The organism is Pseudomonas oryzae, assembly GCF_900104805.1.
GTDB lineage: Bacteria > Pseudomonadota > Gammaproteobacteria > Pseudomonadales > Pseudomonadaceae > Geopseudomonas > Geopseudomonas oryzae.
In genome coordinates, this window is sequence record NZ_LT629751.1 from 2,561,132 (window position 1) to 2,586,457 (window position 25,326).

Below are 25,326 nucleotides of genomic sequence, written 5' to 3' on the forward strand. Positions count from 1 at the left end.
CCTCACGATAAAACTGCGCCCCGGCTGCCGCAGGTCTTTGCCACCACGCCCCGCGGGACTGGTGCGCATGGCGCACCCTACGCCCGACGCCGCCACCCGCAGGGTGCGCCGGGCGCATCACCACCCACCGAGGTCCCCATGCTCGAACTGCGCCACCTGAAGACCCTGCACGCCCTGCGCGAATCCGACAGCCTGGTGGAGGCCGCCGAGCGCCTGCACCTCACCCAGTCCGCCCTCTCCCACCAGTTCAAGGAGCTGGAGGAACGCCTCGGCCTGCCGCTGTTCGTGCGCAAGACCAAGCCGGTGCGCTTCACCAGCGCCGGGCTGCGCCTGCTGCAGCTGGCCGACGCGGTGCTGCCGCAGCTGCGCAGCGCCGAACGCGACCTGGTGCGCCTGGCCGGTGGCACCGCGGGGCGACTGCACATGGCCATCGAGTGCCACAGCTGCTTCCAGTGGCTGATGCCGACCATCGACCAGTTCCGCGACGCCTGGCCGGAGGTGGAGCTGGACCTGGCCTCGGGCTTCTCCTTCGCCCCGCTGCCGGCGCTGGCACGCGGCGATCTCGACCTGGTGGTGACTTCCGACCCGGTGGAGCTGGCCGGCATCACCTACGTGCCGCTGTTCACCTACGAGGCGCAGCTGGCGGTGGCCAACCAGCACCCGCTGGCCGGCAAGCCCCATGTCACCCCGGAAGACCTGGCCGGCGAGACGCTGATCCACTACCCGGTCGAGCGCGACCGCCTGGACATCTTCACCCGCTTCCTCGACCCGGCCGACGTCGAGCCGGCCGGCACCCGCACCGCCGAGCTGACGGTGATGATGCTGCAACTGGTGGCCAGCGGCCGCGGGGTCAGCTGCCTGCCCAACTGGGCGCTGCACGAGTACAGCTCGCGGGGCTACGTGACGGCGAAGAAGCTCGGCGAAAAGGGCCTGTACGCCACCCTCTACGCCGGCATCCGCGCCGACATGCTGGATGCACCGTTCATGCGCGACTTCCTCCTCACCGCCAAGGACACCTCGTTCGCCACCCTCGAGGGGGTCAGCGCGGCGCGCGGATGAAGCGGCTCAGAACAGCAGCAGCCCCAGCGCCATCAGCAGCGGCGTCGCCACGCTGACCGCCACGTTCAGGCCCAGCGCCGGCAGCAGGCCGGCCGGGGACTCGGCATCGCGGCGCAGCAGGCGCCAGGCGCGCAGCGCCGGCAGACCGCAGAGCAGGCCGAGGGCGGCACCGGCCGACGCCCAGCCGGCCAGCACCGACAGCAGCAGGCCGCCGAAGGCCAGCAGCCACTGCGCGCCGAGCACGCTGACCGCGCGCTCGCGGCCGAGCAGCATCGGCAGGGTCAGGCGGCCGACGCTGCGGTCGGCGTCGATGTCGGGAAACTGGTTGAGCAGCAGCAGGTTGTTGCACAGGCAGCACGGCACCAGGGCGAGCAGCACGCCACTCGGGCTGATCTGCCCGGCAAGGACCAGCTGGGTGCCGAGCACCATCAGCGGGCCGAAGCCCAGCCCCGGCGCCAGCAGGCACAGCCAGGGCCGGCGGGTCAGCCAGGGCGTGTAGGCGAGCACCAGCGCCAGCCCCGCCGCGCCGAGCGGGGCGAGCTGCCCGAGCAGCGCCGGCTGACGGATCAGGAAGTACAGGCCGATCCCGGCCGTCAGCGCCACACCACCGAGGCCGAGCAGCAGAGCCTTGCCGAGGTGCTGCGGCGCGGCGACCAGGGTACCGCTGCCGCCGCTGAACGGGGTGCGCGCGGTGCGCAGGTCGAGGCCACTGCGGTAGTCGCCGTATTCGTTGAGCGCGTTGACCGCGGCGTGGGCTGCCAGGGCGCCGAGCAGCACCAGCAGCGCGTCGGCCAGGAAGGCGCCGTCCAGCGCACGCGTCTGCAACGCCACGGCGACGCCGAGGGCCACGCAGGCCAGCGCCAGGAGCAGAAAACGCCCGCGAATCACCCCCAGCCACGCCAATCTATCCGACATCGTCCCTGTTCTCCCCTGTCCACTGGTGAAATCGACCTGCTGGCGGCACCCGCGAAGCGGTCGGCCGGGCCACGGCCAACCGTCGCCCGGCAAGCCAGCGCGGCCCGATGATACCGCTCTGTGTCGCGCCTCGCAGGCGATCGCCGGCGAATCCGGCTAAGCTGTTGTCAGCATTCGATAATAATTGTCATGGATAGGTCCGCCATGGGTGCTCCCGAGCCGTCTTCCGCCGTAGCCGATCAGCCGGCGTGTTCCGCTGCCCGCAAGAAAGCCTCGGCGGCCAGCAAGCGGCGCATCTGGCGGGTGCGGGCCGGCTTCGCGGTGGTGCTGCTGGCCGGCGCGGTGCTCGCCGGCCGCTGGCTGATGGAGGAGGCGCGCACCTCCGAGTGGCAGTCGCGTCTGCTCAGCGACTGGTCGACGAAGCTGGACTTCACCGTCGAACCGGGGCCGAGCGATGCCATCCGCTTTCCCACCCAGGGTCCGTTCGACCAGCGCCTGGGCTACGTCGGTCTGCCGGAGTTCATCCAGCGCCTGACCAGCCAGGGCTACGCGATCGAGCGCCAGGCACGCTTCTCGCCGCCGCTGCTGGAGTACACCGGCCACGGCCTGTATCCGCCCTACCGCGAGAAGACCCACGCCGGCCTCGACATCAGCGATTGCCGCGGCGAGCCGATGTTCAATTTCCGCCATCCGCAGCGCCACTACGGCAACTTCGCGGAGATCCCGTCGCTGGTGGTGGCCAGCCTGCTGTTCATCGAGAACCGTCACCTGCTCGACCGTGACACGCCGCACCAGAACCCGGCGGTGGACTGGCCGCGCTTTGTCATGGCCGCCTGGACCCAGCTGGCCAGCCGGCTGGACCCCGAGGCCGACTCGGCCGGCGGCAGCACCCTGGCCACCCAGATCGAGAAGTTCCGCCACTCGCCGGAGGGGCGCACCCCGAATGCTCCGGAGAAGCTGCGGCAGATGCTCTCGGCGAGTGTCCGCGCCTACCACGAGGGCCGCGAAACCCTGCCGTTGCGCCAGGAAATCGTTCACGACTACGTCAACAGCGTGCCGCTCTCGGCGGCCGCCGGCTACGGCGAAGTACACGGCCTGGGCGACGGCCTGTGGGTGTGGTTCGCCGCCGATTTCGCCCAGACCAACCGGGCGCTGGCCGGTGGCCCGGAGGTCGGTCTGGACGAGCAGGCCCTGGCGCTGCGCCAGGTGCTGGCGCTGATGATCGCCCAGCGCCGGCCGTCCTGGTACCTCACCGACGGCCGCGCCGAGCTGGCCGAGCTGACCGACAGCCACCTGCGCGTGCTGGCCAGTGCCGGGATCATCTCCGCGCCACTGCGCGATGCGGCGCTGCAGCAGCAGCTGGTGTTCCGCAACCCGGCCACCGATCCGGCGCTGCCGCCGGTGGCGCCGGACAAGGGCATCAACGCCGTGCGCACGCGCCTGGTGCGCCAGCTCGGTCTGCCGCTGTACGACCTCGACCGTCTCGACCTGTCGGTCGACGCCACCCTCAACCAGCCCCTGCAGCAGGCGGTCAGCGCTTACCTCGACAAGCTCGCCGACCCGGCCTTCGCCGAGCAGGTGGGACTGTTCGGCGAGCGCCTGCTCAGCCCCGAGCTGACCGCCGACGTGCGCTACAGCTTCACCCTGTTCGAGCGCGGCGCCAACGGCAACCGCGTGCGCGTGCAGACCGACACCACCGGCCAGCCATTCGACATCAACGAGGGCAGCAAGCTGGAGCTGGGCTCCACCGCCAAGCTGCGCGTGCTGGCCACCTATCTGGAGATGGTCGCCGAGCTGCACGAGCGGCATGCCGGCAAGCCACCGGCCGAGCTGCGCGCGCTCTACCAGGCCGCCAACGAGCGTGACAACCTCAGCCGCTGGGCGCTCGACTGGCTGCGCGTCAACCCGCGGGCCAGCCTGAGCGAGATGCTCGACGCCGCCATGGAGCGCCAGTACTCGGCCAGCCCCGGGGAGACCTTCTTCACCGGCGGCGGCGCCCACGTGTTCAACAACTTCCGCAAGGAGGACAACGGCCGCCGGCCGACCATGCGCGAGGCGCTGCGCGAGTCGATCAACCTGCCGTTCGTGCGCCTGCTGCGCGACCTGGTGCGCTACAGCACCTACCAGATGGAGCACAGCACCCAGCTGCTCGCCGACGACAAGAACCCGCGCCGTCTCGAGTACCTGGCCCGCTTCGCCGATACCGAGGGCACCGTGTTCCTCCAGCGCTTCTGGCGCAAGTACCGCGACAAGCCGAACCAGGAGATGTTCGAAACCCTGCTCGAGGGCTTGCGCCTGAGCCCGCCGCGTCTGGCCGCGATCCACCGCTACCTGTACCCGCAGGCCAGCCGCGAGGAGTTCGCCCAGGTCATGAAGACCCACCTGGGCACCCGCCTGCCGCCGCCGAAGAAGCTCGACGAGCTGTACGACCGCTATGGCCCCGGCGCCTACAGCCTGCCCGACCAGGGCTACATCGCCCGCGTGCATCCACTGGAGCTGTGGCTGATCGGCTACCGCATGCAAAATCCGCAGGCCAGCTTCAGCGCCGCCGCCGCGGCCAGCCGCGACGAGCGCCAGGAGGTGTACGGCTGGCTGTTCAAGACCCGCCATCGCAGCGCCCGCGACAGCCGCATCCGCATCATGGTCGAGGTCGAGGCGTTCACCGACATCCACCAGCGCTGGGCGCGCCTGGGCTTCCCGTTCGATCACATGGTGCCGTCGCTGGCCAGCGCGCTGGGCAGCTCCGGCGACCGTCCGGCGGCGCTGGCCGAGCTGATGGGCATCATCCTCAACGACGGCGTGCGCCTGCCGACCGTGCGCATCGACAACCTCGACTTCGCCATCGCCACTCCCTACGAGACCCGCCTGGAGCGCATGCAGACCGACGGCGAGCGAGTGATGCGCCGCGAGGTGGCCAGCGCCCTGCGCAACGCGCTGGCCGACGTGGTGGAGAACGGCACGGCGCGGCGCCTCAAGGGCGTGCTGGCCCAGGCCGACGGCCAGCCGATCATGATCGGCGGCAAGACCGGCACCGGCGACAACCGCATCGAGACGGTGACCCGCAGCGGCTGGGTGACCAGTTCGACGGCGCGCAACCGCACCGCCACCTTCGTGTTCTTCCTCGGCCCGCGCCATTTCGGCACCCTCACCGCCTACGTCGCCGGGCGCGAGGCCGAGCGCTTCAGCTTCACCTCGGCGCTGCCGGTGCAGACGCTCAAGGGCATGCTGCCGATGCTGCAGCCCTACCTGCTGGCCGAGGCCACCGCCTGTCAGCCGCCCGAGGCCGAGGCGGTGACCCGTACGGAAATGCTCGTCAACCGCAAGCCCCCTGCCCGATGAAAGCCACCGCCCGTCATCCCTGGCTGCACCCGGCAGCCCTCGGCGCCTGCCTGCTGCTGGCCAGCTGCGCCGCAGCGCCCAAGCCCGCCCCGCTGGCGATCCGGCCGATCCAGCCCGAGGCCGCCAGCGGCTACCAGACCAAGCCCGGCTGGCAGCTGCAGCGCTATGCGGTGGCCGCCGCCAATCCGCTGGCCGCCGAGGCCGGCCGCGGCATCCTGCAGGCCGGCGGCAGCGCGCTGGACGCGGCGATCGCCGTGCAGATGGTGCTCGGCCTGGTCGAGCCGCAGTCCAGCGGCATCGGCGGCGGCGCCTTCCTGCTGCACTGGGACGGCCAGCGCCTGGATGCCTGGGACGGTCGCGAAACCGCGCCGGCAGATGCCGACGAGCAGCTGTTCCTCAACGGCGACGGCCAGCCGATGGCGTTCATGGAGGCGGTGCTCGGTGGCCGCTCGGTCGGCGTGCCCGGCGTGGTGAAGATGCTCGAGGCGGCGCACCGTGCCCACGGCAAGCTGCCCTGGGCGGCGCTGTTCGTCCCGGCCATCGACCTCGCCGAACAGGGCTTCGCGGTCAGCCCGCGTCTGCACCAGCTGCTCGCCGGCGACCAGTACCTGCGCCTCGATCCGGCGGCCGCGGCCTTCTACTACCACAGCGACGGCACGCCGCTGGCGGTGGGCGAGCGCCTGCGCAATCCGGCGCTGGCCGAGATACTGCGGCGCATCGCCCGGCAGGGTAGCGCCGCCTTCTACGAGGGCGCGGTGGCCCGGGATCTGGTCGAGCGGGTGCGCCGCGACCCGCGCAGCCCCGGCCGCCTGCAGCTGGCCGACCTGCAGGGCTACCGGCCGCTGCGCCGCGAGGCGCTGTGCCAGCTGTGGCTGGCGCAGTACCGGGTGTGCGGCTTCCCGCCGCCCTCCTCCGGGCAGATCACCCAGATGCAGATCCTCGGACTGCTCGAGCAGCTGCCCGCGCTCGACACGCCACTGGACAAGCGCATGCCCTCCGCGCAGTTCCTGCACCGCTACAGCGAGGCGGCCAAGCTGGCCTTCGCCGACCGCGCGCAGTACATCGCCGACCCGGCCTTCGTGCTGCCGCCGGCCGGCGACTGGCGCAGCCTGCTCGCCCCGGCCTACCTCAGACAGCGCGCCGCGCTGATCGGTGAACGCAGCATGGGCAGCGCCAGCCACGGCGTGCCCGGCGGCACGCCGCTGGCCTGGGCGCCGCAGGCGGATCAGGAGGAGTACGGCACCAGTCACGTCAGCGTGGTCGACGCCCGGGGCCGCGCGCTGGCGATGACCAGCAGCATCGAGCAGGCCTTCGGCGCGCGCCTGCTCAGCGACGGCGGCACCGGCCTGCCCGGCGGCTTCCTGCTCAACAACCAGCTCACCGACTTCGCCCTCGCCCCGCGCGACGGCGAAGGCCGGCCGGTGGCCAACCGGGTCGAACCGGGCAAGCGGCCACGCTCGAGCATGAGTCCGACCCTGGTGTTCGACGCCGCCAGTGGCGGCCTGCTGGCCAGCCTGGGCTCGCCCGGCGGCGCCGGGATCATCCACTTCAACGCCAAGACCCTGCTCGGGCTGTTCCAGTGGAACCTGGATGCCCAGCACGCCATCGACCTGCCCAACTTCACCAACTTCAACGGGCCGACCGTGCTCGAGCAGGGGCGCTTCCCGCCGGCCACCGTGGAGCAGCTGCGCGAGATGGGGCACGAGGTCGGCGAGAGCGAGCTGCCCAGCGGCCTGCAGGCGATCCAGCGCAACCCGCAAGGCTGGTTCGGCGGCGCCGACCCGCGCCGCGAAGGCGTGGTGCTCGGCGAGTGATCAGCCCTTGCGCTGCTGCAGGCGGACGTACAGTGCCTCGACCTTTTCCCGCGCCCAGGGCGTGCGGCGCAGGAAGGTCAGGCTCGACTTGATGCTGGGATCGCTCTTGAAGCAGCGGATATCGACGCGCTGGGCCAGGCCGTCCCAGCCGTAGTGAGCCACCAGCGCGGTGAGCAGGGCTTCCAGGGTCACGCCATGCAGCGGGTTCTTCGGGGGCTGGTTCATCTTCGGCTCTGACCTGGAGTTGCGGACACGGGGCGCGCAGGATACCGCAGCGTCCTTCTAGCGCGCGAGGAACAGCAGCGCGCCGACCACCACCGCCAGCAGTGCGGCACTACCGATCAGCAGCACCCGCTTCAGCGAGCCTCCCTCGTCCACGCTGGCCACGGCCGCCGGCGCTGGCGCGGCGGCGCGCAGCGGGTTGGCGGTGGCGCCACCACGCGCGACCTGCGCCCTGGGCTCCGCCTTGGGCAGGTCGATGGCGCGCACGAACTGGGTGGCGTCACTGTCGTCCTCTTCCTCGACCGGCGGGCGGGCCGCCACGTTCGGACCGATCACCAACAGGGTCACCGAGCCCATGCGCACCTCGTCGCCCGGGCGCAGCGCGGCGGTGGCGACCTTCTTGTGGTTGACGTAGACGCCGTTGGCCGAGGCCAGGTCCTTGACCTCCAGCACGTCGTCCTTGAGGAAGAACTCGCAGTGGCGGCGCGACAGTTCCGGGTCGCTGAAGCACAGCTCGCTCTTCGGCGAGCGGCCGAAGCCGAGGCTGCCCGGCTGGACATGGAACTTCTTGCCGACCTGCTCGCCACCGACCACCTGCAGGAACCAGCGCACCGTGGCGTCGGGTCGCACGCTGGGCGCCTTGTTCGGCTCGAGCAGCAGCAGCTCGACGTTGCCGATGCGGACCTGATCGCGCGGGCGCAACTGGTACTGACCGCCGATACGTTCGCCGTTGACGAAGGTGCCTGCGGCGCTGCCGCAGTCGCGCAGGAAGTGCTGGCCGTCCTGCAGCAGGATCTCGGCGTGGAAATCGCTGATGCCGGGATCGCCGAGCACCAGCTGGTTGCGGCGATCCTGGCCGATGGTGAAGCGCTCCTCGACCAGCCAGATGGGCGCCTGACGACTGTCCTTGAAGTGCAGTTTGAGCATGAGGGCTACGAGTCCTGTGCTGGATACCGCGGTTGTCCGGGGCGGCTCCCGTCAGTCAGTTACCGAAAAGGTTGTTCCACACCCGCTTGATCGGGTTGGCATCGCCATTCTGGGTGCTGCCGGCGCTGCTCTGCTGGCGCGGCTGCGCCGCCGGCCGGCTGGCACGCGCGGCGCGGGCGGCACGCGCCTCGGCGAGCAGCTCCTGGTGTTCGTCGCGCATGGCGAGCAGCTCTGCGTGGTCGGGCTGTACCTGCAGGCCGCGCTCGATCATGTCCAGGGCTTCGGGGAAGTCGCCGCGCCGGTAGGACGCCCGGGCCAGGTCGCGATACAGCGCGGCAACCCGCTGCAGGCCCTCCAGGGCCTGCGGGTTGCCCGGCGCCCAGTCGAGGATCTGCCGGTAGTAGAACACCGCGCTGTCGTCCTCCGGCTGCAGCAGGCGCTGCTCGGCGATGCTCTGCTCGGCACGGGCGAGATGCGCGGCGATACGCGCTTCCTGCAGGCGGCGCACGCCGTCGAGGGCCGCGGTATGCTCGGCGTCCAGCTCGAGGGCGGCGCGGAAGTAGTGCTCGGCGCTGTCCTGCGCCGGCTCCACCAGCTGGCCTTCGACCAGACGCTGCTCGCCGATGCTGAGCAGTCCGGCGATGCGCGCGGCCTTCACCCGCGCGAGCCCGGCGAGGGCGGCCTGATTGCGCTGGTCGATGCGCAGCACCTCGTGGAAATAGTGCTCGGCGTTGTCCTGCAGCGGCTCGACCAGCTGGCCTTCGGCCAGGCGCTGTTCGGCCCGGGTCAGCAGGTCGTCGATCTGCCTCTGCTGCTGCCAGTAGAGGCCGCCGGCAGTCAGGGTGACCAGCAGCGCCAGCACGCTGAGCAGCACCGGCCAGACGGCCTTGCGCGGCCCGGGGCTGGTAGCGGCGGGCGCCGCCGGCAGCGCGTCCGCACGCGTGGCGTTCAGACCGACCGCCGGGCCGATGCGCGTCGCCTCGGGGTCGACCAGCTCGATCTTGTCCAGCGCCGCCAGCAGGGCGCGACAGTCGGGGAAGCGCTGCGCCGGGTCCTTGGCCAGCATGCGCACCAGCAGCCCCTGGCAGGCGGCCAGCGGCGTCGGCAGCAGCGGCGGCGCCATCTGCAGGTGGTTCATCACCGTCTGCGTGTAGTTGCCGGCGCGGAACGGGTTGCTGCCGGTGAGCATCTCCAACAGGATCACGCCCAGGCTGTAGATGTCGCTGCGCGCATCCAGCGGCTGGCACTGCGCCTGCTCCGGGCTGCTGTAGGCCGGACTGCCGACGGCGATGCCGAACTGGGTCAGCTCGCTGTCGAGATCGAGGTCCTTGGCCACGCCGAAATCGGTGAGCACCGCGGTGCCGTCGCCGCGGAACAGGATGTTGGCCGGCTTGACGTCGCGGTGCACCAGGCCCTTGTCGTGGACCACCGCCAGGCCGCTGGCGATCTGGCGGACGATCGCCAGGGCGCGCTCGGCGGCGAACACCTCGCCCTTGTGCCGGGCGAGGTCGCCGCCCGGCAGATACTCCATGGCCAGGTAATGGCGGCCATCGGCCAACTGGTCGATGTCGTAGATGGTGATGATCGCCGGATGGTGCAGCGAGGCGACCAGGTGGCCTTCCTTGATGAAGCGCTGGATGAACTCCTGATCCTCGGACTTGCTGAGGATCTTGATCGCCACCTTGCGCTGCAGCGACTGCTGGGTGGCGAGATGGACTTCGGCCATGCCGCCCTTGCCCAACGGGCCATGCAGGGTGTAGCCGGGAATTTGCAGTGCACTGTCGCTCATGTTCGGCGCCGGTCAGGATTTTGCGGATTTGAACAGCTTGTCGAGCAGGCCGCGCGGCTCGGCGGCAGCGGCCGCCGGCTCGCCCAGACCGAGGACGATGCAGGAGATGTTGTCCCGCCCGCCCGCCTGGTTGGCGGCCTCGACCAGCTGGCACGTCATGGCCTCCAGGGTGTCGGCGCCGGCGCAGATCTCGTGGATCCGCACGTCGCTGAGCTCGCCGCTGAGGCCGTCGCTGCACAGCAGCAGCAGCTCGCCCGGGCCCAGCTCACCCAGCACCACGTCCACCGTCAGCGCTTGGTCGGCGCGCCCCAGGCACTGGGTCACCACGTTGCGCCGCGGGTGGCTGCTGGCCTGCTCGGGGGTCAGTTGTCCGGCATCGACCAGCGCCTGGACCAGGCTGTGATCGCGGGTCAGGCGCTCGATGCCCTGGCTGCCGATACGGTAGGCGCGGCTGTCGCCGACCCAGGCCACCTCGAACGCGGCACCGGCGAATTGCGCCGCCACCAGGGTGGTGCCCATGCCGCGACTGCCATCGTCGGCGTCGGCCGCGGCGAGAATGGCGGCATTGGCGGCCTGAACAGCATCGAGCAGAACGACGCCGCGCTGGGTCTGCTGGCGCAGGGTCTTCAGGGCCAGGCTGCTGGCCACCTCGCCACGCTGGTGCCCGCCCATGCCGTCGGCCACCGCCCACAGCCCCAGGTGCGGGCAGCAGAGAATGGCGTCCTCGTTGTGCGCGCGGACCCGGCCGACCGCCGTCAGCGCCGCGTATCCCAGTCGATGGGCGGGAAGCGTGATGGACATGCTGACGGAGGCTCTCGGCTGCTGGTGAACGGGAAGGAACGGGCGACGGATGATGGCCGGATGGTGGCCGCTGCGAAGGATAACCGGGCGTGCGCAGGCGAAGTGTGGACTGCTTGGCACTGTGCTGGTGCCGGGAAAGGGCGAATCCCGGTAACGCCCGATTCGCGGGCATAAAAAAGGCCCGCGTCTGCCATGACGCGGGCCGTAAAACACGGACGTATCCGTGCCTGGTTGACGGTGCCCGCCACGCACGCGGCGTGGTCGGGCGGCGCGACGCTTAGATGTGGGCGTCGCGGTACTCCTTCTCGGCTTCATCGAAGCGCTTGAGCATGGCGGCCGACGGGGCGTTGCCGACGCGGCTGAAGATCAGGATGCCCAGGGTGCAGAGGATGAAGCCCGGGATGATCTCGTACAGGCCGGTCCAGCCGAAGAAGTTCTTCCACAGCACCACGGTCACCGCGCCGAGCAGCATGCCGGCCAGCGCGCCGTTGCGGGTCATGCCCTTCCACAGCAGGGAGAAGATCACCACCGGGCCGAAGGCGGCACCGAAGCCAGCCCAAGCGTAGGACACCAGGCCGAGCACCTTGCTCTCCGGGTTGGAGGCGATGGCGATGGCGATCACGGCGACCAGCAGCACCATGGCGCGGCCGACCCAGACCAGCTCGGTCTGGCTGGCGCCCTTGCGGAAGAAGGCCTTGTAGAAGTCCTCGGTCAGCGCACTGGAGCAGACCAGCAGCTGGCAGCTGAGGGTCGACATCACCGCGGCGAGAATGGCGGAGAGCAGCACGCCGGCGACCCACGGGTTGAACAGGATCTTCGCCAGCTCGATGAACACGCGCTCCGGGTTGGCCTCGACCGCCACGCCCAGCTCCGGGTGCGCGGCGAAGTAGGCGATGCCGAAGAAACCCACGGCCACGGCGCCGGCCAGGCAGAAGATCATCCAGGCCATGGAGATGCGACGGGCGTTGGGGATCGACTTGACCGAATCGGCGGCCATGAAGCGGGCGAGGATGTGCGGCTGGCCGAAGTAGCCCAGACCCCAGGCCATCAGCGAGATCACGCCGATGAAGCTGGCGCCCTTGAGCATGTCGAAGTGGGCGGCGTCCTTCAGCTCGATGGCGGCGAAGGTCGGATCGATGCCGCCGGTGGCGACCATCACGATGATCGGGGTGAGGATCAGGGCGAAGATCATCAGGCTGGCCTGCACGGTGTCGGTCCAGCTCACCGCGAGGAAGCCGCCGACGAAGGTGTAGGCGATGGTGGCGGCAGCGCCGGCCCACAGCGCGGTCTCGTAGGAGATGCCGAAGGTGCTCTCGAACAGGCGCGCGCCGGCGACCACGCCGGAGGCGCAGTAGATGGTGAAGAACACCAGGATCACCACCGCGGAGAAGATGCGCAGGACGCGGCTGCTATCCTCGAAGCGGTTGGTGAAGTAGTCCGGCAGGGTCAGGGCGTTGCCGTTGTGCTCGGTCTGCACGCGCAGGCGGCCGGCGACGAACAGCCAGTTGAGGTAGGCGCCGACGATCAGGCCGATGGCGATCCAGCCCTCCGACAGGCCGGACAGGTAGACAGCGCCGGGCAGGCCCATCAGCAGCCAGCCGCTCATGTCGGAAGCACCGGCGGACAGCGCGGTGACGAAGCTGCCCAGGCTGCGCCCGCCGAGGATGTAGTCGGAAAGGTTGTTGGTGGAGCGGTAGGCGATGAAGCCGATCAGCACCATCGCGGCAATGTAGATCACGAAGGTGATCAAGGTCGGGTTGGTCATGCTCATGAGGGGGGATCCCATGCGATGTTGTTATACAGGCGGCGACTCATGATCGCGCCCACTGTGGCAGCAGATACCCACACGCCGGCGGCTTCATGCCCTCCGGCACCGGGGAGAGACGGCGCTCCCCCCTCGGGGTGGATCAGGTTGTTCTTGTCCAGCGGCACCCTCACCCCGGTGCCGCATTTATTGCAAAGCAGACAGGCACCAGCCGTGCCCAACGGCCGGCTGGCGTCCTGGTTCTGCGTGTGGTGCTCGTTCCTCGCCCATCGGGGCGACGCGCTGCAGCGCGGGCCGGCGTGCATTGCTGCATGCCGGAGCGCCGGGCTGCGGCCAGCCTCGGGCACCATGTCCGTACCTCGAAACGAATCTGCGTATGTATCGGTTTAGCCCATACGCGCAGATGTGGGCAGACTCTAGTGGCAGACAATGACCGCTTCTTGCAGAAGACTCCGGAGTTTTTGCAAAAAACTCCGGAACAGGTGCAACCAGTCGCAACCGATCAGAAGGTGACGCGCATGCCGACCGTCAGGTTGCGCCCCGGCAGTAGCACCTCATCCTTGATCAGCGAGGCATGCTGCCGCGCCTCGACGTCGAGCAGGTTGTCCGCCTTGAGGTACAACAGGTAGTCGGCCTGGCTCAGGTGGCCGCGGTAGCCGAGGCCGGCGCCGAGCATGTTGTAGCCGCCGGTCGCGCTTTCGAAGGCGGCCAGCCGGTCCTGACTCTGCACCCGGTAGAACTCCAGCTGGCCGTCCAGGGCGCTGCTGAAGCGCTGCTCGAGACGCACGCCGAGGCGGTCGGCCGGAATCCGCGGCAGGTCGCCGCCATCGCGCAGCCGGCCGCGCACCGAGTCGCCGAACAGGCTGGCGGCGAAGCTGTGGGTGAACTGCCGGCGCACCTCGCCCTCGACGCCGGTCAGCACCGCGTCGGCCTGGCGATACTCGACCACGCGGTAGTCGCTCTCGGTGTCGATACCGAGGTCCGCGGCGTAGATGAAGTCGTCGACCTGGTTGCGATAGGCGCTCAGAGTGAAGGTGGTCGCCCCGGCGAACTTGCGCAGGGTGACCTCGAGGTTGTGCGAGGTCTCCTCCTCCAGCGCCGGGTTGCCCAGTTCGATGGTGCGACTGGCGGCGTGCGGGCCGAAGGCGTACAGCTCCTCGGCGCTGGGCAGGCGCTGCGAGCGCGACAGCGAGACGCCCAGCGAATACTCGGGGGCGAAGGTCCACACCGCGCCGGCGGACAGCGAGGTGCCGGCATGCGCGCTGTCCGGTGCGCCGGAATCGGCGTCGATGTCCTGCCATTCGTGGCGCGCCCCCAGCTCGTAGCGCCAGGCACCGGCGAGGTACTCCTCGAGCAGGAACAGCGCGTGGTTGCGGGTCAGGGTCTGCGGCATCGGATGCTCTGCGGTGAGCCGGGCGAAGTCGCGCCGGGTGGTCTGCCCACCGAGCACGCCGTGCCAGCCCAGCAGCGGCCGATGAGTCAGCTCCAGGCGCGCTTCGCTGGCCTGGTTGTCGAACAGCGCCGCCGTCGCCCCTTCCTCGATCTCGCGGTGACGGTAGTCGCTGTGTCCGACGCGCAGTCGCGCCAGCTCGAAGCCGGGCAGTGGCTCGCTCAGCTCGCCGCGCAGATCCCAGCGGTCCTGTTTGAGGCTGATGTAGGGCACCGCGCCACCCTGCTCGTCGTGATGCTCCTCCTCGCCCTCGTGTTCCTCCTCGTCGTGGCCGTGCTCGCCGCAGTGCCACAGCGCGTCGTCCTGGTGGCAGTCGACATGCTCGTGGGCCAGCAGGCCGTAGCGGTTTTCCTGGCGGCTGTAGGCCAGGCCGAGGTAGCCGCGTGCGCCGATGAAGCTGCCACCCAGGCTGTAGCTGTCGGTGTCGTTGTACGAGCCGGCCTGCTTGTCGCTGCGCTGCTCGCCCTCGGCGCCGGGGATCTCGTAGTCGTCGGCCTGACGCTTGACGCCCTCGACGCGCAGCGCGAAGTTGCCCGCGCCGGCAGTGATGCCGAACAGCCCGGCGCCCTCGTTGGCCACGCTGTTGGCGCGCAGCTCCAGCTCGCCCTCGTAGCCCTTTTCCGGCACCTGGGTCGGCACCTTGCGGTCGATCACGTTGACCACCCCGCCGATCGCGCCGCCGCCGTACAGCAGGGTCGCCGGGCCCTTGAGCACCTCGATGCGCTCGGCGAGCAGCGGCTCGACACTCACCGCATGGTCCTGGCTGACGGTGGAGGCATCCAGCACGTCGACGCCGTCACTCAGCACCTTGACCCGGCCACCGTCCAGGCCGCGGATCACCGGCCGGCTGGCGCCGGCGCCGAAGCTCGCCGCTTGCACACCGGGCAGGCCATCGAGGGTCTCGCCGAGGGTGGCCGCGCGCTTGCGCACCAGGGTCTCGTCTTCCAGCACCACGGCCGGGGTGATCATCTCCTGCAGGTCACTGGCCAGGGCGCTGGCGCTGACCACGCTGTACTCGAGCTCGAGCGGCGCGACCTCCTCGGCCACGGCGGCAGGTGACAGGGCCATGGCGATGGCCCAGGCCAGGGGATGACGGATCGCGTTCATGCATACCTCGAATGATCGGGACGGCACGCTTCCTCGTGCCCGTCCGCTGGGGGATGACGCGCAGCCGCAAGTCCTCCCTGCCGCGCGGGCGGCAAATCTAAGATGTAATAACATAACAATCAACACGCCAACGCAGAGTCGTACTCTGCTCGGGACGGCGCTCAGGCGTGCGCGCGCCCGCCCACAGGCGTTCAGATGGGGCGGATGGAAACCAGAACGGAAGACGCGGCCGACGGACTCAATCGCCCTGGCGCAGGCCGCGCGGCGTCAGGCCGAGGTAGCGGCGCATGGCGGTGGTCAGCGCGCTCTGGCTGGAGAAACCGCACTCCTCGGCGATCCGCACCAGCGGCAGCTGGCTGTCGCGCAGCAGCTGCGAGGCGCGGTCGAGGCGAGCCTTGAGCAGGTACTGGTGTGGGGTGAGGCCGAAACAGTCCTTGAACTGCTGGTGGAAGTGGCTGGGGCTGAGGCAGGCCAGCTGGGCCAGTTCGGCGACGCTGATGCGCCGGCCGAGGTGACGCTGGATGTGCGCCTCGATGCGCTCGCGATCGAGCGGCGTGCGCTGCTGGGCTCGCGTCTCGCCGCACAGGCGCAGATGCAGGGCCTGCACCAGCAGGCCGCCCAGCGCCCGCGCCAGCCCGGGTTGCTCGCCATAGCGGGCCAGCTCGGCGCCGGCATAAGCCAGCAGGTGCTGGAATTCGGCATCCAGCAGCGGGTAGCGCGGGGCATCGAACAGCTCGCCGAGCAGCGCACGCTCGGCCGCCGGCGCGCTGTCGAGACTGGCGGCATCGGCCAGGTCGAGGATCAGCATGCGGTTCTCGCCGACTCCGGCGAAGGCGTGGGCGGCATCGCCCGGGACCAGGCAGGCGCGCATCCGGCATACCTCGCCGCCCTGCCCGGCCACCTCGAATTCGGCGCGGCCAGCCAGGGACAGCACCATCTGGTGGTGACCGTGGGCATGGGTGTGCGACTGGTCGGACAGCCGCAGCAGGCGGATATCGAGCATGGCGGACAGACCGGAGAGGAAGGCAATTGGACATTTTACTCGAGCACGCCCCACCGGCCCAGCCATGCCCCCGCCCATGCGACGCATGGTTGAAATGCCGCCCCACGGCCCCATGTAACCGGAAATCCCGAATGTGCAGGAACTTCATTCATGAGCGCGCAGGACATCCCCCACGAGGTCATCGAAGAGAGCGAAAGCAACAATACCGGCGTGATCCTGCAGGGCCAGACCCTGCCCGACAAGCTGTACATCATGCCGGTGCACAACCGCCCGTTCTTCCCCGCCCAGGTGCTGCCGATCATGGTCAACCCGCAGCATTGGGCGCAGACCCTGGCCCGCGTCGGCAAGACACCGCACCACTGCGTGGCGCTGTTCTACATGGATAATCCACCGGAGAGCGCCGAGGACTTCGATCCGGACAGCCTGCCCGAGCACGGCACCGTGGTGCGCGTGCATCACGCCAGCCAGCAGAACGATACCCTGCAGTTCGTCGCCCAGGGCCTGGCGCGGGTGCGCATCCGCAGCTGGCTGAGCCGCAAGCCGCCGTACCTGGTCGAGGTCGACTATCCGCGCACGCCGGCCGACCCGAGTGACGAGGTGAAGGCCTACGGCATGGCGCTGATCAACGGCATCAAGGAGCTGCTGCCGCTCAACCCGCTGTACAGCGAGGAGCTGAAGAACTATCTCAACCGCTTCAGCCCCAACGATCCGTCGCCGCTGACCGACTTCGCCGCCGCGCTGACCACCGCGCCGGGCAGCGACCTGCAGGCGGTGCTGGATACCGTGCCGGTACTCAAGCGCATGGAGAAGGTGCTGCCACTGCTGCGCCGCGAGGTGGAGGTCGCGCGCCTGCAGAACGAGATCAGCGCCGAGGTCAACAGCACCATCGGCAAACGCCAGCGCGAGTTCTTCCTGCGCGAGCAGCTCAAGGTGATCCAGAAGGAGCTGGGCATCACCAAGGACGACAAGAGCGCCGACGCCGAGGAGTTCCACAAGCGCCTGGAGGGCAAGACGGTGCCGGCGCAGGCGCGCAAGCGCATCGATGAGGAGCTCAACAAGCTTGCGGTGCTGGAGCCCGGCTCGCCGGAATACGCGGTGACGCGCAACTACCTGGACTGGGCCACCAGCGTGCCCTGGGGCGTGCTCGGCAAGGACCGGCTCGACCTGGCGCGGGCGCGCAAGGTGCTCGACAGGCACCACGCCGGCATGCAAGACATCAAGGAGCGGATCATCGAGTTCCTCGCCGTCGGCGCCTTCAAGGGCGAGATCGCCGGCTCCATCGTGCTGCTGGTCGGCCCGCCGGGCGTGGGCAAGACCAGCATCGGCAAGTCGATCGCCGAGACCCTCGGCCGGCCGTTCTATCGCTTCTCGGTCGGCGGCATGCGCGACGAGGCGGAGATCAAGGGCCACCGGCGCACCTACATCGGCGCCATGCCCGGCAAGCTGGTGCAGGCGCTCAAGGAAGTCGAGGTGATGAACCCGGTGATCATGCTCGACGAGATCGACAAGATGGGCGCCAGCTACCAGGGCGACCCGGCCTCGGCGCTGCTGGAGACCCTCGATCCGGAGCAGAACGTCGAGTTCCTCGACCACTATCTCGACCTGCGCCTGGACCTGTCCAAGGTGCTGTTCGTCTGCACCGCCAACACCCTGGACAGCATTCCCGGGCCGCTGCTCGACCGCATGGAGGTGATCCACCTGTCCGGTTACATCGCCGAGGAGAAGCTGGCGATCGCCAAGAAGCACCTGTGGCCGCGCCAGCTGGACAAGGCCGGCGTACCCAGGGCGCGCCTGTCGATCAGCGACAGCGCACTCAAGGCGGTGATCGAGGGCTACGCCCGCGAGGCCGGCGTACGCCAGCTGGAGAAGCAGCTCGGCAAGATCGTGCGCAAGGCGGTGGTCCGGCTGCTGGAAGACCCGGCGGCCACGGTGAAGGTCGGGCCGAAGGACCTCGAGGACTATCTGGGCATGCCGCTGTTCCGCAAGGAAAAGCACCTGGAAGGCATCGGCGTGGTCACCGGGCTGGCCTGGACCAGCATGGGCGGCGCCACCCTGCCGATCGAGGCGACTCGCATCCACACCCTCAACCGCGGCTTCAAGCTGACCGGCAAGCTCGGCGAGGTGATGAAGGAATCGGCGGAGATCGCCTACAGCTACATCAGCTCGCACCTGAAGAAGTACAAGGGCGACCCGACCTTCTTCGACCAGGCCTTCGTCCACCTGCACGTGCCGGAAGGCGCCACTCCCAAGGACGGCCCGAGCGCCGGCATCACCATGGCCAGCGCCCTGCTGTCGCTGGCCCGCCACCAGGCCCCCAGGGCCGACGTGGCGATGACCGGCGAGCTGACCCTCACCGGCCAGGTGCTGGCCATCGGCGGCGTGCGCGAGAAGGTAATCGCCGCGCGCCGGCAGAAGATCTTCGAGCTGATCCTGCCGGAGGCCAACCGCGGCGACTTCGAGGAGTTGCCGGATTACCTCAGGGAAGGCCTCACCGTGCACTTCGCCCGTCGCTTCGCCGATGTGGCCAAGGTGCTGTTCCCCGCCGACTGAGCGCCCGCCATGGCGCAGCTCCGCCGCGACTGCGCCATGGCCCACACCTGTACATCATGACGATCGGCTAGGCTGAAACCCGAAGCACATGCCCACGGGAACCCGCCATGCCCCAGCCAGTCCGCCTGCTGTCACTCGCCACCCTGGCCCTGCTCGCCGCCTGCGCGCAGAAGGCCCCCACCACCCTCACGCCGGCCGCGCAGGAGCGTCACTGCGATCCGCTGCAACTGCGCGTCGGCGAGGTATTCAACCTGCGCCTACCGAGCAACCCCAGCACCGGCTTTCGCTGGGTGATGCGCGAGGGCGGTGCGCCGGTGCTGCAGGCACTGGGTCCGGAGGTCTACTCCACCCCGGAGGAAGCCGGCGTGGTAGGTAGCGCCGGCGTGTCGACCTGGCGTTTCCGCGCGGTCGCCCGCGGCGAAGGACGCCTCAGCCTGGACTATCGACGGCCCTGGGAAAACGGGGTCGCCGCCGAGAAGAATTTCGACTGCCGGGTGCAGGTCCGCTAGCGACTCGCTCCTCTTGCGCCACCGCTCACCGTTCGTCTCCCGGCACGGCAACCCGTCGGTAAATCGCCTATAGCAAATAGCACCGGCTACGACAGAAGGAGGGACGTCATGGACCTTTGTGGGCGGTATCTGCTGATCGGCGTGCTGGCCTTCCTGGCCGGTTGTGGCAGTCTTCTCCCCAGCCAGCGCGCGGAAATTTCTTCACCGTTTCGTGATTACCTGGATGCCGAGAGTCGTTTCTCGCAGGCGGTGCCCGGCGTCACTACCCGCCCCGAGCTGTTCTCCATGGGCTTCGACCCGCAGACCGGCGGTAATGCGCGGCTGCTGTCGTTTCTCGATGTGCGCACCATGTTCATCCAGCCGAACATTCCCATCGACTATCTGCCGGATAGCCTGGTGACCTGCCTGGAAGCCAAGGAACGCTGTACCGGCCTGGCCTTCGAGTTCAACCAGACCGATACCCAGCGCATCGGCAGCTTCTGGGCCGACGTCCTCAACTTCCGCAAGAATCGCGAGATGAAGGGCTGGACGTTCCGCGCGATCTTCGTGATGGTCGACGACAAGCTGGTGCACAAGGTCAGCAACGGCGAACCGCAGATACGCAAGATGCAGGTCGACCGCAACCCGCTCGGCCCGCTGCAGGGTGCCGGCGAGTACCTTTCCGACCAGCTGAAGTGAAGGAGCTGCGAGGCCGCCCGGCACTCGGCTAGAATGGCGCGCTTTCCAACCTGGAAGCGCGCCGTGCAGCAGATCCCCGACCGCCTCTACGCCACCCCGCAGGAACAGGTCGCCGACTTCGTGTTCAACGAGGCGGTGGTGCGCGTGTTCCCCGACATGATCAAGCGCTCGGTGCCGGGCTACCCGACCATCGTCGAGAACATCGGGGTGATCGCCAACCAGTTCGCCCAGCCGCGTACCGCTCTGTACGATCTCGGCTGCTCCCTCGGCGCGGTCAGCCAGGCGCTGCGCCGCCACGTGCAGAGCGAGGGCTGCCGGGTGATAGCGGTGGACAACTCCCGCGCCATGGTCGAGCGCTGCAGCGAATACCTCCACGCCCAGGACTCGATGTTCCAGGAGCTGCTGCCGGTCGAGGTGCTCGAGGCCGACATCTGCCAGCTGGAGTTCCAACCAGCGTCGGTGGTGGCGCTCAACTTCACCCTGCAGTTCATCCCCCGCGAGCAGCGCCTCGAACTGCTGGCGCGCATCCGCCGGGCACTGCTGCCGGGCGGCGCGCTGATCCTCTCCGAGAAGCTGCGCTTCGACGACGCGCAGGAGCACGCCCTGCTCAACGACCTGCATATCGCCTTCAAGCGCGCCAACGGCTACAGCGAACTGGAAATCGCCCAGAAGCGCAGCGCCATCGAGAACGTGATGAAGTCCGACAGCCTCGAGGAGCACCGCGAGCGCCTGCTGGCCGCCGGCTTCTCGAAAGTCACTCCCTGGTTCCAATGCCTGAACTTCGCCTCGCTGATCGCCCTGCCATGACCGCACTCGCCTCCCGCGCCAACCTCCCCGCCCTGCTCGAGCACCTGCGCGGCACGCCGCTGGCGGGCTGGGCACAGACACTGCCGGCACTGCTGGCCGCCAGGCTGGCCGACGGCCACGGCGATCTGCCTCGCTGGCAGGCGGCGGTGGATGCCCTGCCGGCGCTGGCGGTCGAGCGTCGCGAGCTGGCCGAGACCTTCTTTCTCGACGGCGCCTGCAGCAGCGCGCAGCGCAGTACCCTGGAGCAGGCGCTCAAGGGCCTGATCCCCTGGCGCAAGGGGCCGTTCGAGCTGTTCGGTGTGCAGATCGACACCGAATGGCATTCGGACTGGAAATGGGCGCGCGTCGCCCCGCATCTGGACCTGACCGGCAGGCGCGTGCTGGATGTCGGCTGCGGCAACGGCTACTACCAGTGGCGCATGCTCGGCGCCGGCGCCGACTGCGTGGTCGGCATCGATCCCAACTGGCTGTTCTTCTGCCAGTTCCTGGCGATGAAGCACTACCTCCCCGAACTGCGCGCCTGGCACCTGCCGCTGGCGCTGGAGGACCTGCCGGAAAAGCTGGAAGGCTTCGACACGGTGTTCTCCATGGGTGTGCTCTACCACCGTCGCGCCCCGATCGACCACCTGCTGGCGCTCAAGGACTGCCTGCAGCGCGGTGGCGAGCTGGTGCTGGAAACCCTGGTGGTGGATGGTGACGTCAACACCGTGCTGGTGCCGGAGGACCGCTACGCGCAGATGCGCAACGTCTGGTTCCTGCCTTCGGTGCCGGCGCTGGAACTGTGGCTGCGCCGCGCCGGCTTCGTCGATGTGCGCTGCGTGGACGTCAGCGTGACCAGCGTCGAGGAACAGCGCTCGACCGAGTGGATGAAATTCCAGTCGTTGCCGGAGTTCCTCGACCCGCAGGATCGCAGCAGGACCGTGGAAGGCCTACCGGCGCCGACACGCGCCGTGCTGCTGGCGCGCAAGCCCTGACGCCAATGCAAAGGTACGCAGGGTAAGAAGACTCGCGCAGCGATCTTCTACCGACTCCACGGCGGCAGCCTGCACGGTAGGCAATCGCTGCGCGAGTTGCCTACCCTACTTTTGCCCAGCGACGGCTCAGCGGGCCGCCGCGGCGACGATCAGCGCCTTCATCTCCGCCACCGCCTGCTTGAAACCGACGAACAGCGCGTGCGCGACTATCGCGTGGCCGATGTTCAGCTCGTTGATGCCCGGGATCGCCGCCACCGCCTCGGCGTTGTGGTAGTGCAGGCCGTGGCCGGCGTTGACGATCAGGCCATGGCTCAGGCCGCACTCGACGCCGTCGCGGATACGCGCCAGCTCGCAAGCCATCTCCGCCGGGCTGTGCGCATCGGCATAGCGGCCGGTGTGCAGCTCGATGGCCGGCGCGCCGATGCGTGCCGCCGCCTCGATCTGCCGCGGATCGGCATCGATGAACAGCGACACCTCGCAGCCTACCGCCGCCAGGCGCTCCACCGCAGCCTTGATGCGCGCCTCCTGACCGAGCACGTCGAGACCGCCCTCGGTGGTCAGCTCCTTACGGGTTTCCGGCACGAAGCAGGCGTGCGCCGGACGGATCTGCTCGGCGAAGGCGAGCATCTCCTCGGTGACGCCCATCTCGAAGTTCATCCGCGTCTGCAGCACCTCGGCCAGCACGCGCACGTCACGGTCCTGGATGTGCCGGCGATCCTCACGCAGATGCACGGTGATGCCGTCGGCCCCGGCCTCCTCGGCATCCAGGGCAGCCTTCACCGGGTCCGGATAGCGGGTACCGCGGGCCTGGCGCAGGGTGGCGATGTGGTCGATGTTGACACCCAGCAGGATGCGGTTGGCTTCAGTCACGACGGGACTCCTTGCGATTGATGAACAGCTCGCGGCTGACCAGTGGCCGACCGCCCAGATGGGGCGCCAGCGCCTGACGCATCAGACGCTTGGCCGCGGCCAGGGCACCTGGCACGCTCCAGTCGGCGCGGGCCAGGGCCAGCAGCTCGCGACCGTGGAACAGCCCGGGCTGCAGCTGGGCGACAGCCTGGAAACCCTCTTCGGGCAACCACTGGTACAGCGCCTCGGGATCGACCGGCTGTCCCTGACAGTCGCAGTCGAGAGCGAAACCATAGCCCAGATCGTCCAGCAGCCGCCATTCGAAGGCACGCAGCAGCGGCTCCAGTGGCCGGCCGGCGGCCAGTGCGACGAGGGTGGCGGCATAGTGCTCGAACAGCGCGGGGTGCGGATCCTCGGCCGGCAGCAGGCGCACCAGCAGCTCGTTGAGGTACAGACCGCTGAACAGCGCCTCGCCGGCCAGCAGATGGGGAATGGCGGTCGCCTCCAGGCGGGCGACGGTCTTCAGCTCGCCATGGCCGCGCAGCTCGAGCTCGAGCGGCAGGAATGGCCGCGCCTTGCTGCCGCTCTTGCCACGCGCGGCACGCAGCACGGCGCGCAACCGCCCTTCGGCGGTGAAGAAGTCGACCAGCGCGCTGGTTTCCTTGTAGGGACGGAAGTGCAGGACGAAGGCCGCTCGGGACGCGGGGATCATGTCAACCGTTGGGTGCGCCACGCGCACCGGCAAGAGCCAGAATCACGGTGCGGGTGCGCATGGCGCACCCTACCGGACGAGCGACAGGCGTGGATCAGATATCGCCGTAGCCCAGCGAGCGCAGAGCGCGTTCGTCGTCGGACCAGCCGCTCTTCACCTTGACCCACAGGTTGAGCATGACCTTGCTGCCGAACAGCTCCTCCATGTCGCGGCGGGCGTCCTGGCCGATGCGCTTGATGCGCTCGCCCTTGTCGCCGATGATGATCTTCTTCTGCCCGTCGCGCTCGACCAGGATCAGCGCATGGATGTGCAGCACGCGGCCCTGCTGCTGGAACTGCTCGATCTCCACGGTGACCTGGTAGGGCACCTCGGCGCCAAGCTGGCGCATGACCTTCTCACGCACCAGTTCGGCGGCGAGGAAGCGCGAGCTGCGATCGGTCAGCTGATCTTCCTCGAAGAAGTGCTCACCTTCGGGCAGATGCTTGGCCACCAGTTGCTCAAGGGTGTCGAGGTTTTGCCCGTGCTGCGCGGAGATCGGCACGATCTCCGCGTTGGGCAGCTGCTCTTCCAGCCACTTGAGGTGCGGCAACAACTCGGCCTTGTCCTCGAGGCGGTCGATCTTGTTGACCACCAGCAGCAGCGGGCCTTCGACGAACTTGACCCGCTCGAGCACCATCTGGTCCTCGTCGGTCCAGCGCGTACGGTCGACGACGAAGATCACCACGTCGACGTCCTTCAGCGCCGCGCTGGCGCTGCGGTTCATGTAGCGGTTGAGCGCCTTGTCGTTGTCCTTGTGCATGCCGGGGGTGTCGACGTAGATCGCCTGCACCGCCCCCTCGGTCTTGATGCCGAGCAGAGTGTGGCGGGTGGTCTGCGGCTTGCGCGAGGTGATCGCCAGCTTCTGACCGAGGATGTGATTGAGCAGGGTCGACTTGCCGACGTTCGGCCGGCCGACGATGGCCACGTAGCCGCAGCGGCTCACCTGGGATTCAGTCATTGCCATTCTCCACGCCCAGAGCCACCAGTGCTGCCGCGGCCGCCACCTGTTCGGCGATGCGCCGGCTGGCACCCTGACCCCGGGTCTTTTCATTGAGCAGGGCAACTTCGCATTCGACAAAGAAGGTCCGGCAATGCGGCTCGCCCTGGATATCCACCACATCGTAGCGCGGCAGTTCGCAGGCGCGTGATTGCAGGAACTCCTGCAGGCGGGTTTTCGGATCCTTGTTGGTATCGACCAGGGTCAGATCGTCGAAGTATGGATCCAGCCAGGCCAGCACGCGGTCGCGCGCCGACTCCATGCCGGAGTCCAGGTAGATGGCGCCGATCAGCGCCTCGGTGGCATCGGCGAGGATGGACTCGCGGCGGAAGCCGCCGCTCTTCAGCTCGCCGGAGCCCAGGCGCAGGTATTCGCCAAGATCGAAGACACGGGCCAGGCGGGCCAGGGTCTCGCCCTTGACCAGGCGCGCGCGCAGGCGCGACAGCTGACCTTCGCGGGCCTGCGGGAAGCGCTTGAACAGCGCCTCGCCGACCACGAAATTGAGGATGGCATCGCCGAGGAATTCCAGTCGCTCGTTGTTGCGACCGGCAAAACTGCGGTGGGTCAGGGCCAGGATCATCAGACCCTGGTCCTGGAATTTGTAGCCGAGCTGACGCTCGAGCCGATCAAGCGGATTGCTCACGGGGCTCTGACACGATATTCGCGGTCGAAGTGGACGACCAGGTCAAGGTTCTCGATCAGCGGCTCGCGCTTCTCGTATTTGAGATGGACATAGAACTCGTTGTTCTCCATACGCACGTCCATCACCTTGCGCAGGTCGAGATCACGGATGTTGTTGACCTGAGTTGCACGCTCAATGTGCGAAAAGAATTCACCGGGCGTGCGAAGATCCAGGGCTTTTTCATTTTCGACGCCCGTAATGCTCTTCTGCAGCGCGAAGAAATCGAAGTAGTGCGGCAGGACCTTGAACGCGGTGCTGGCCAGGAAAGCCACCACGGCCAGGACTACCAGCCAGCTCAACATCGACAACCCTTGCTGCGAACGTGCAAACCTCATGAT

General features: G+C 68.8%; 21 protein-coding genes. 8 read left to right on the forward strand and 13 right to left on the reverse strand.

Annotated features, from left to right (window positions below):
• Positions 1-138 precede the first annotated feature (138 nt).
• Complete coding sequence (gene metR, locus BLT78_RS11470) at positions 139-1,059, forward strand: transcriptional regulator MetR (RefSeq protein ID WP_090349100.1); 921 nt, start codon at positions 139-141, stop codon at positions 1,057-1,059.
• A gap of 6 nt (positions 1,060-1,065) precedes the next feature.
• On the opposite strand, the gene BLT78_RS11475 is transcribed toward metR, so the two are convergent.
• Entirely contained in the window at positions 1,066-1,974 is a 909-nt protein-coding gene (locus BLT78_RS11475) for a prenyltransferase (protein WP_090349101.1), read from the reverse strand.
• 204 nt (positions 1,975-2,178) lie between these two features.
• On the opposite strand from BLT78_RS11475, the gene BLT78_RS11480 reads away from it, so the two are divergent.
• The gene (locus BLT78_RS11480) at positions 2,179-5,313 is read left to right on the forward strand and encodes a transglycosylase domain-containing protein (protein ID WP_090349102.1); all 3,135 of its coding nucleotides are present in this window, start codon (positions 2,179-2,181) and stop codon (positions 5,311-5,313) included.
• A complete protein-coding gene (locus tag BLT78_RS11485) occupies positions 5,310-7,127 on the forward strand; it encodes a gamma-glutamyltransferase family protein (protein ID WP_090349103.1) in 1,818 nt (605 codons plus the stop codon). The genes BLT78_RS11480 and BLT78_RS11485 overlap by 4 nt, the downstream gene beginning before the upstream one ends.
• On the opposite strand, the gene BLT78_RS11490 is transcribed toward BLT78_RS11485, so the two are convergent.
• The 7 genes from BLT78_RS11490 to BLT78_RS11520 all read right to left on the reverse strand — a co-directional run bounded on the left by BLT78_RS11490 (position 7,128) and on the right by BLT78_RS11520 (position 16,191).
• Positions 7,128-7,352, reverse strand: coding sequence for a VF530 family protein (locus BLT78_RS11490; RefSeq protein ID WP_090349104.1), 225 nt, complete (start codon positions 7,350-7,352; stop codon positions 7,128-7,130).
• A gap of 57 nt (positions 7,353-7,409) precedes the next feature.
• The gene (locus BLT78_RS11495) at positions 7,410-8,276 is read right to left on the reverse strand and encodes an FHA domain-containing protein (protein ID WP_090349105.1); all 867 of its coding nucleotides are present in this window, start codon (positions 8,274-8,276) and stop codon (positions 7,410-7,412) included.
• A 55-nt stretch (positions 8,277-8,331) separates the two neighbouring features.
• Positions 8,332-10,065 carry a serine/threonine-protein kinase gene (locus tag BLT78_RS11500; RefSeq protein WP_090349106.1) on the reverse strand — a complete coding sequence of 578 codons (1,734 nt, stop codon included), beginning with the start codon at positions 10,063-10,065 and terminating at the stop codon, positions 8,332-8,334.
• A gap of 12 nt (positions 10,066-10,077) precedes the next feature.
• On the reverse strand, positions 10,078-10,866 hold the full coding sequence (locus BLT78_RS11505) for a PP2C family protein-serine/threonine phosphatase (RefSeq protein ID WP_090349107.1): 789 nt from the start codon (positions 10,864-10,866) through the stop codon (positions 10,078-10,080).
• Between the two features lie 277 nt (positions 10,867-11,143).
• Complete coding sequence (gene putP / locus BLT78_RS11510; RefSeq protein ID WP_090349108.1) at positions 11,144-12,637, reverse strand: sodium/proline symporter PutP; 1,494 nt, start codon at positions 12,635-12,637, stop codon at positions 11,144-11,146.
• Between the two features lie 496 nt (positions 12,638-13,133).
• Positions 13,134-15,188: a TonB-dependent receptor gene (locus BLT78_RS11515; RefSeq protein ID WP_090349109.1), complete on the reverse strand. Its 2,055-nt coding sequence runs from the start codon at positions 15,186-15,188 to the stop codon at positions 13,134-13,136.
• Positions 15,189-15,426: 238 nt separating this feature from the next.
• Entirely contained in the window at positions 15,427-16,191 is a 765-nt protein-coding gene (locus BLT78_RS11520; RefSeq protein WP_090349110.1) for an AraC family transcriptional regulator, read from the reverse strand.
• 150 nt (positions 16,192-16,341) lie between these two features.
• On the opposite strand from BLT78_RS11520, the gene lon reads away from it, so the two are divergent.
• From lon to cmoB, 5 genes are all read left to right on the forward strand, one after another.
• A complete protein-coding gene (gene lon, locus BLT78_RS11525) occupies positions 16,342-18,741 on the forward strand; it encodes an endopeptidase La (RefSeq protein WP_090349111.1) in 2,400 nt (799 codons plus the stop codon).
• Between the two features lie 107 nt (positions 18,742-18,848).
• Entirely contained in the window at positions 18,849-19,250 is a 402-nt protein-coding gene (locus BLT78_RS11530; protein ID WP_090349112.1) for a protease inhibitor I42 family protein, read from the forward strand.
• Between the two features lie 108 nt (positions 19,251-19,358).
• Complete coding sequence (locus tag BLT78_RS11535; RefSeq protein ID WP_090349113.1) at positions 19,359-19,928, forward strand: hypothetical protein; 570 nt, start codon at positions 19,359-19,361, stop codon at positions 19,926-19,928.
• A 33-nt stretch (positions 19,929-19,961) separates the two neighbouring features.
• Positions 19,962-20,735 carry a carboxy-S-adenosyl-L-methionine synthase CmoA gene (gene cmoA / locus BLT78_RS11540; RefSeq protein WP_172830786.1) on the forward strand — a complete coding sequence of 258 codons (774 nt, stop codon included), beginning with the start codon at positions 19,962-19,964 and terminating at the stop codon, positions 20,733-20,735.
• On the forward strand, positions 20,732-21,709 hold the full coding sequence (cmoB, locus tag BLT78_RS11545; RefSeq protein ID WP_090349114.1) for a tRNA 5-methoxyuridine(34)/uridine 5-oxyacetic acid(34) synthase CmoB: 978 nt from the start codon (positions 20,732-20,734) through the stop codon (positions 21,707-21,709). Before cmoA ends, cmoB begins: the two co-directional genes overlap by 4 nt.
• 126 nt (positions 21,710-21,835) lie before the next feature.
• Here the strand turns inward: cmoB and pdxJ are convergent, their stop codons facing one another.
• The 5 genes from pdxJ to BLT78_RS11570 form a co-directional block, all read right to left on the reverse strand.
• A complete protein-coding gene (pdxJ, locus tag BLT78_RS11550) occupies positions 21,836-22,579 on the reverse strand; it encodes a pyridoxine 5'-phosphate synthase (protein ID WP_090349115.1) in 744 nt (247 codons plus the stop codon).
• Positions 22,572-23,270, reverse strand: a complete 699-nt coding sequence (recO, locus tag BLT78_RS11555) for a DNA repair protein RecO (RefSeq protein WP_090349116.1) — start codon at positions 23,268-23,270, stop codon at positions 22,572-22,574. The genes pdxJ and recO overlap by 8 nt, the downstream gene beginning before the upstream one ends.
• A 94-nt stretch (positions 23,271-23,364) precedes the next feature.
• Positions 23,365-24,267, reverse strand: a complete 903-nt coding sequence (gene era / locus BLT78_RS11560) for a GTPase Era (protein ID WP_090349117.1) — start codon at positions 24,265-24,267, stop codon at positions 23,365-23,367.
• Positions 24,260-24,949, reverse strand: a complete 690-nt coding sequence (gene rnc / locus BLT78_RS11565) for a ribonuclease III (protein ID WP_090349118.1) — start codon at positions 24,947-24,949, stop codon at positions 24,260-24,262. Before rnc ends, era begins: the two co-directional genes overlap by 8 nt.
• Entirely contained in the window at positions 24,946-25,323 is a 378-nt protein-coding gene (locus BLT78_RS11570) for a DUF4845 domain-containing protein (RefSeq protein ID WP_090352274.1), read from the reverse strand. Before BLT78_RS11570 ends, rnc begins: the two co-directional genes overlap by 4 nt.
• Between the last annotated feature and the right edge of the window lie 3 nt (positions 25,324-25,326).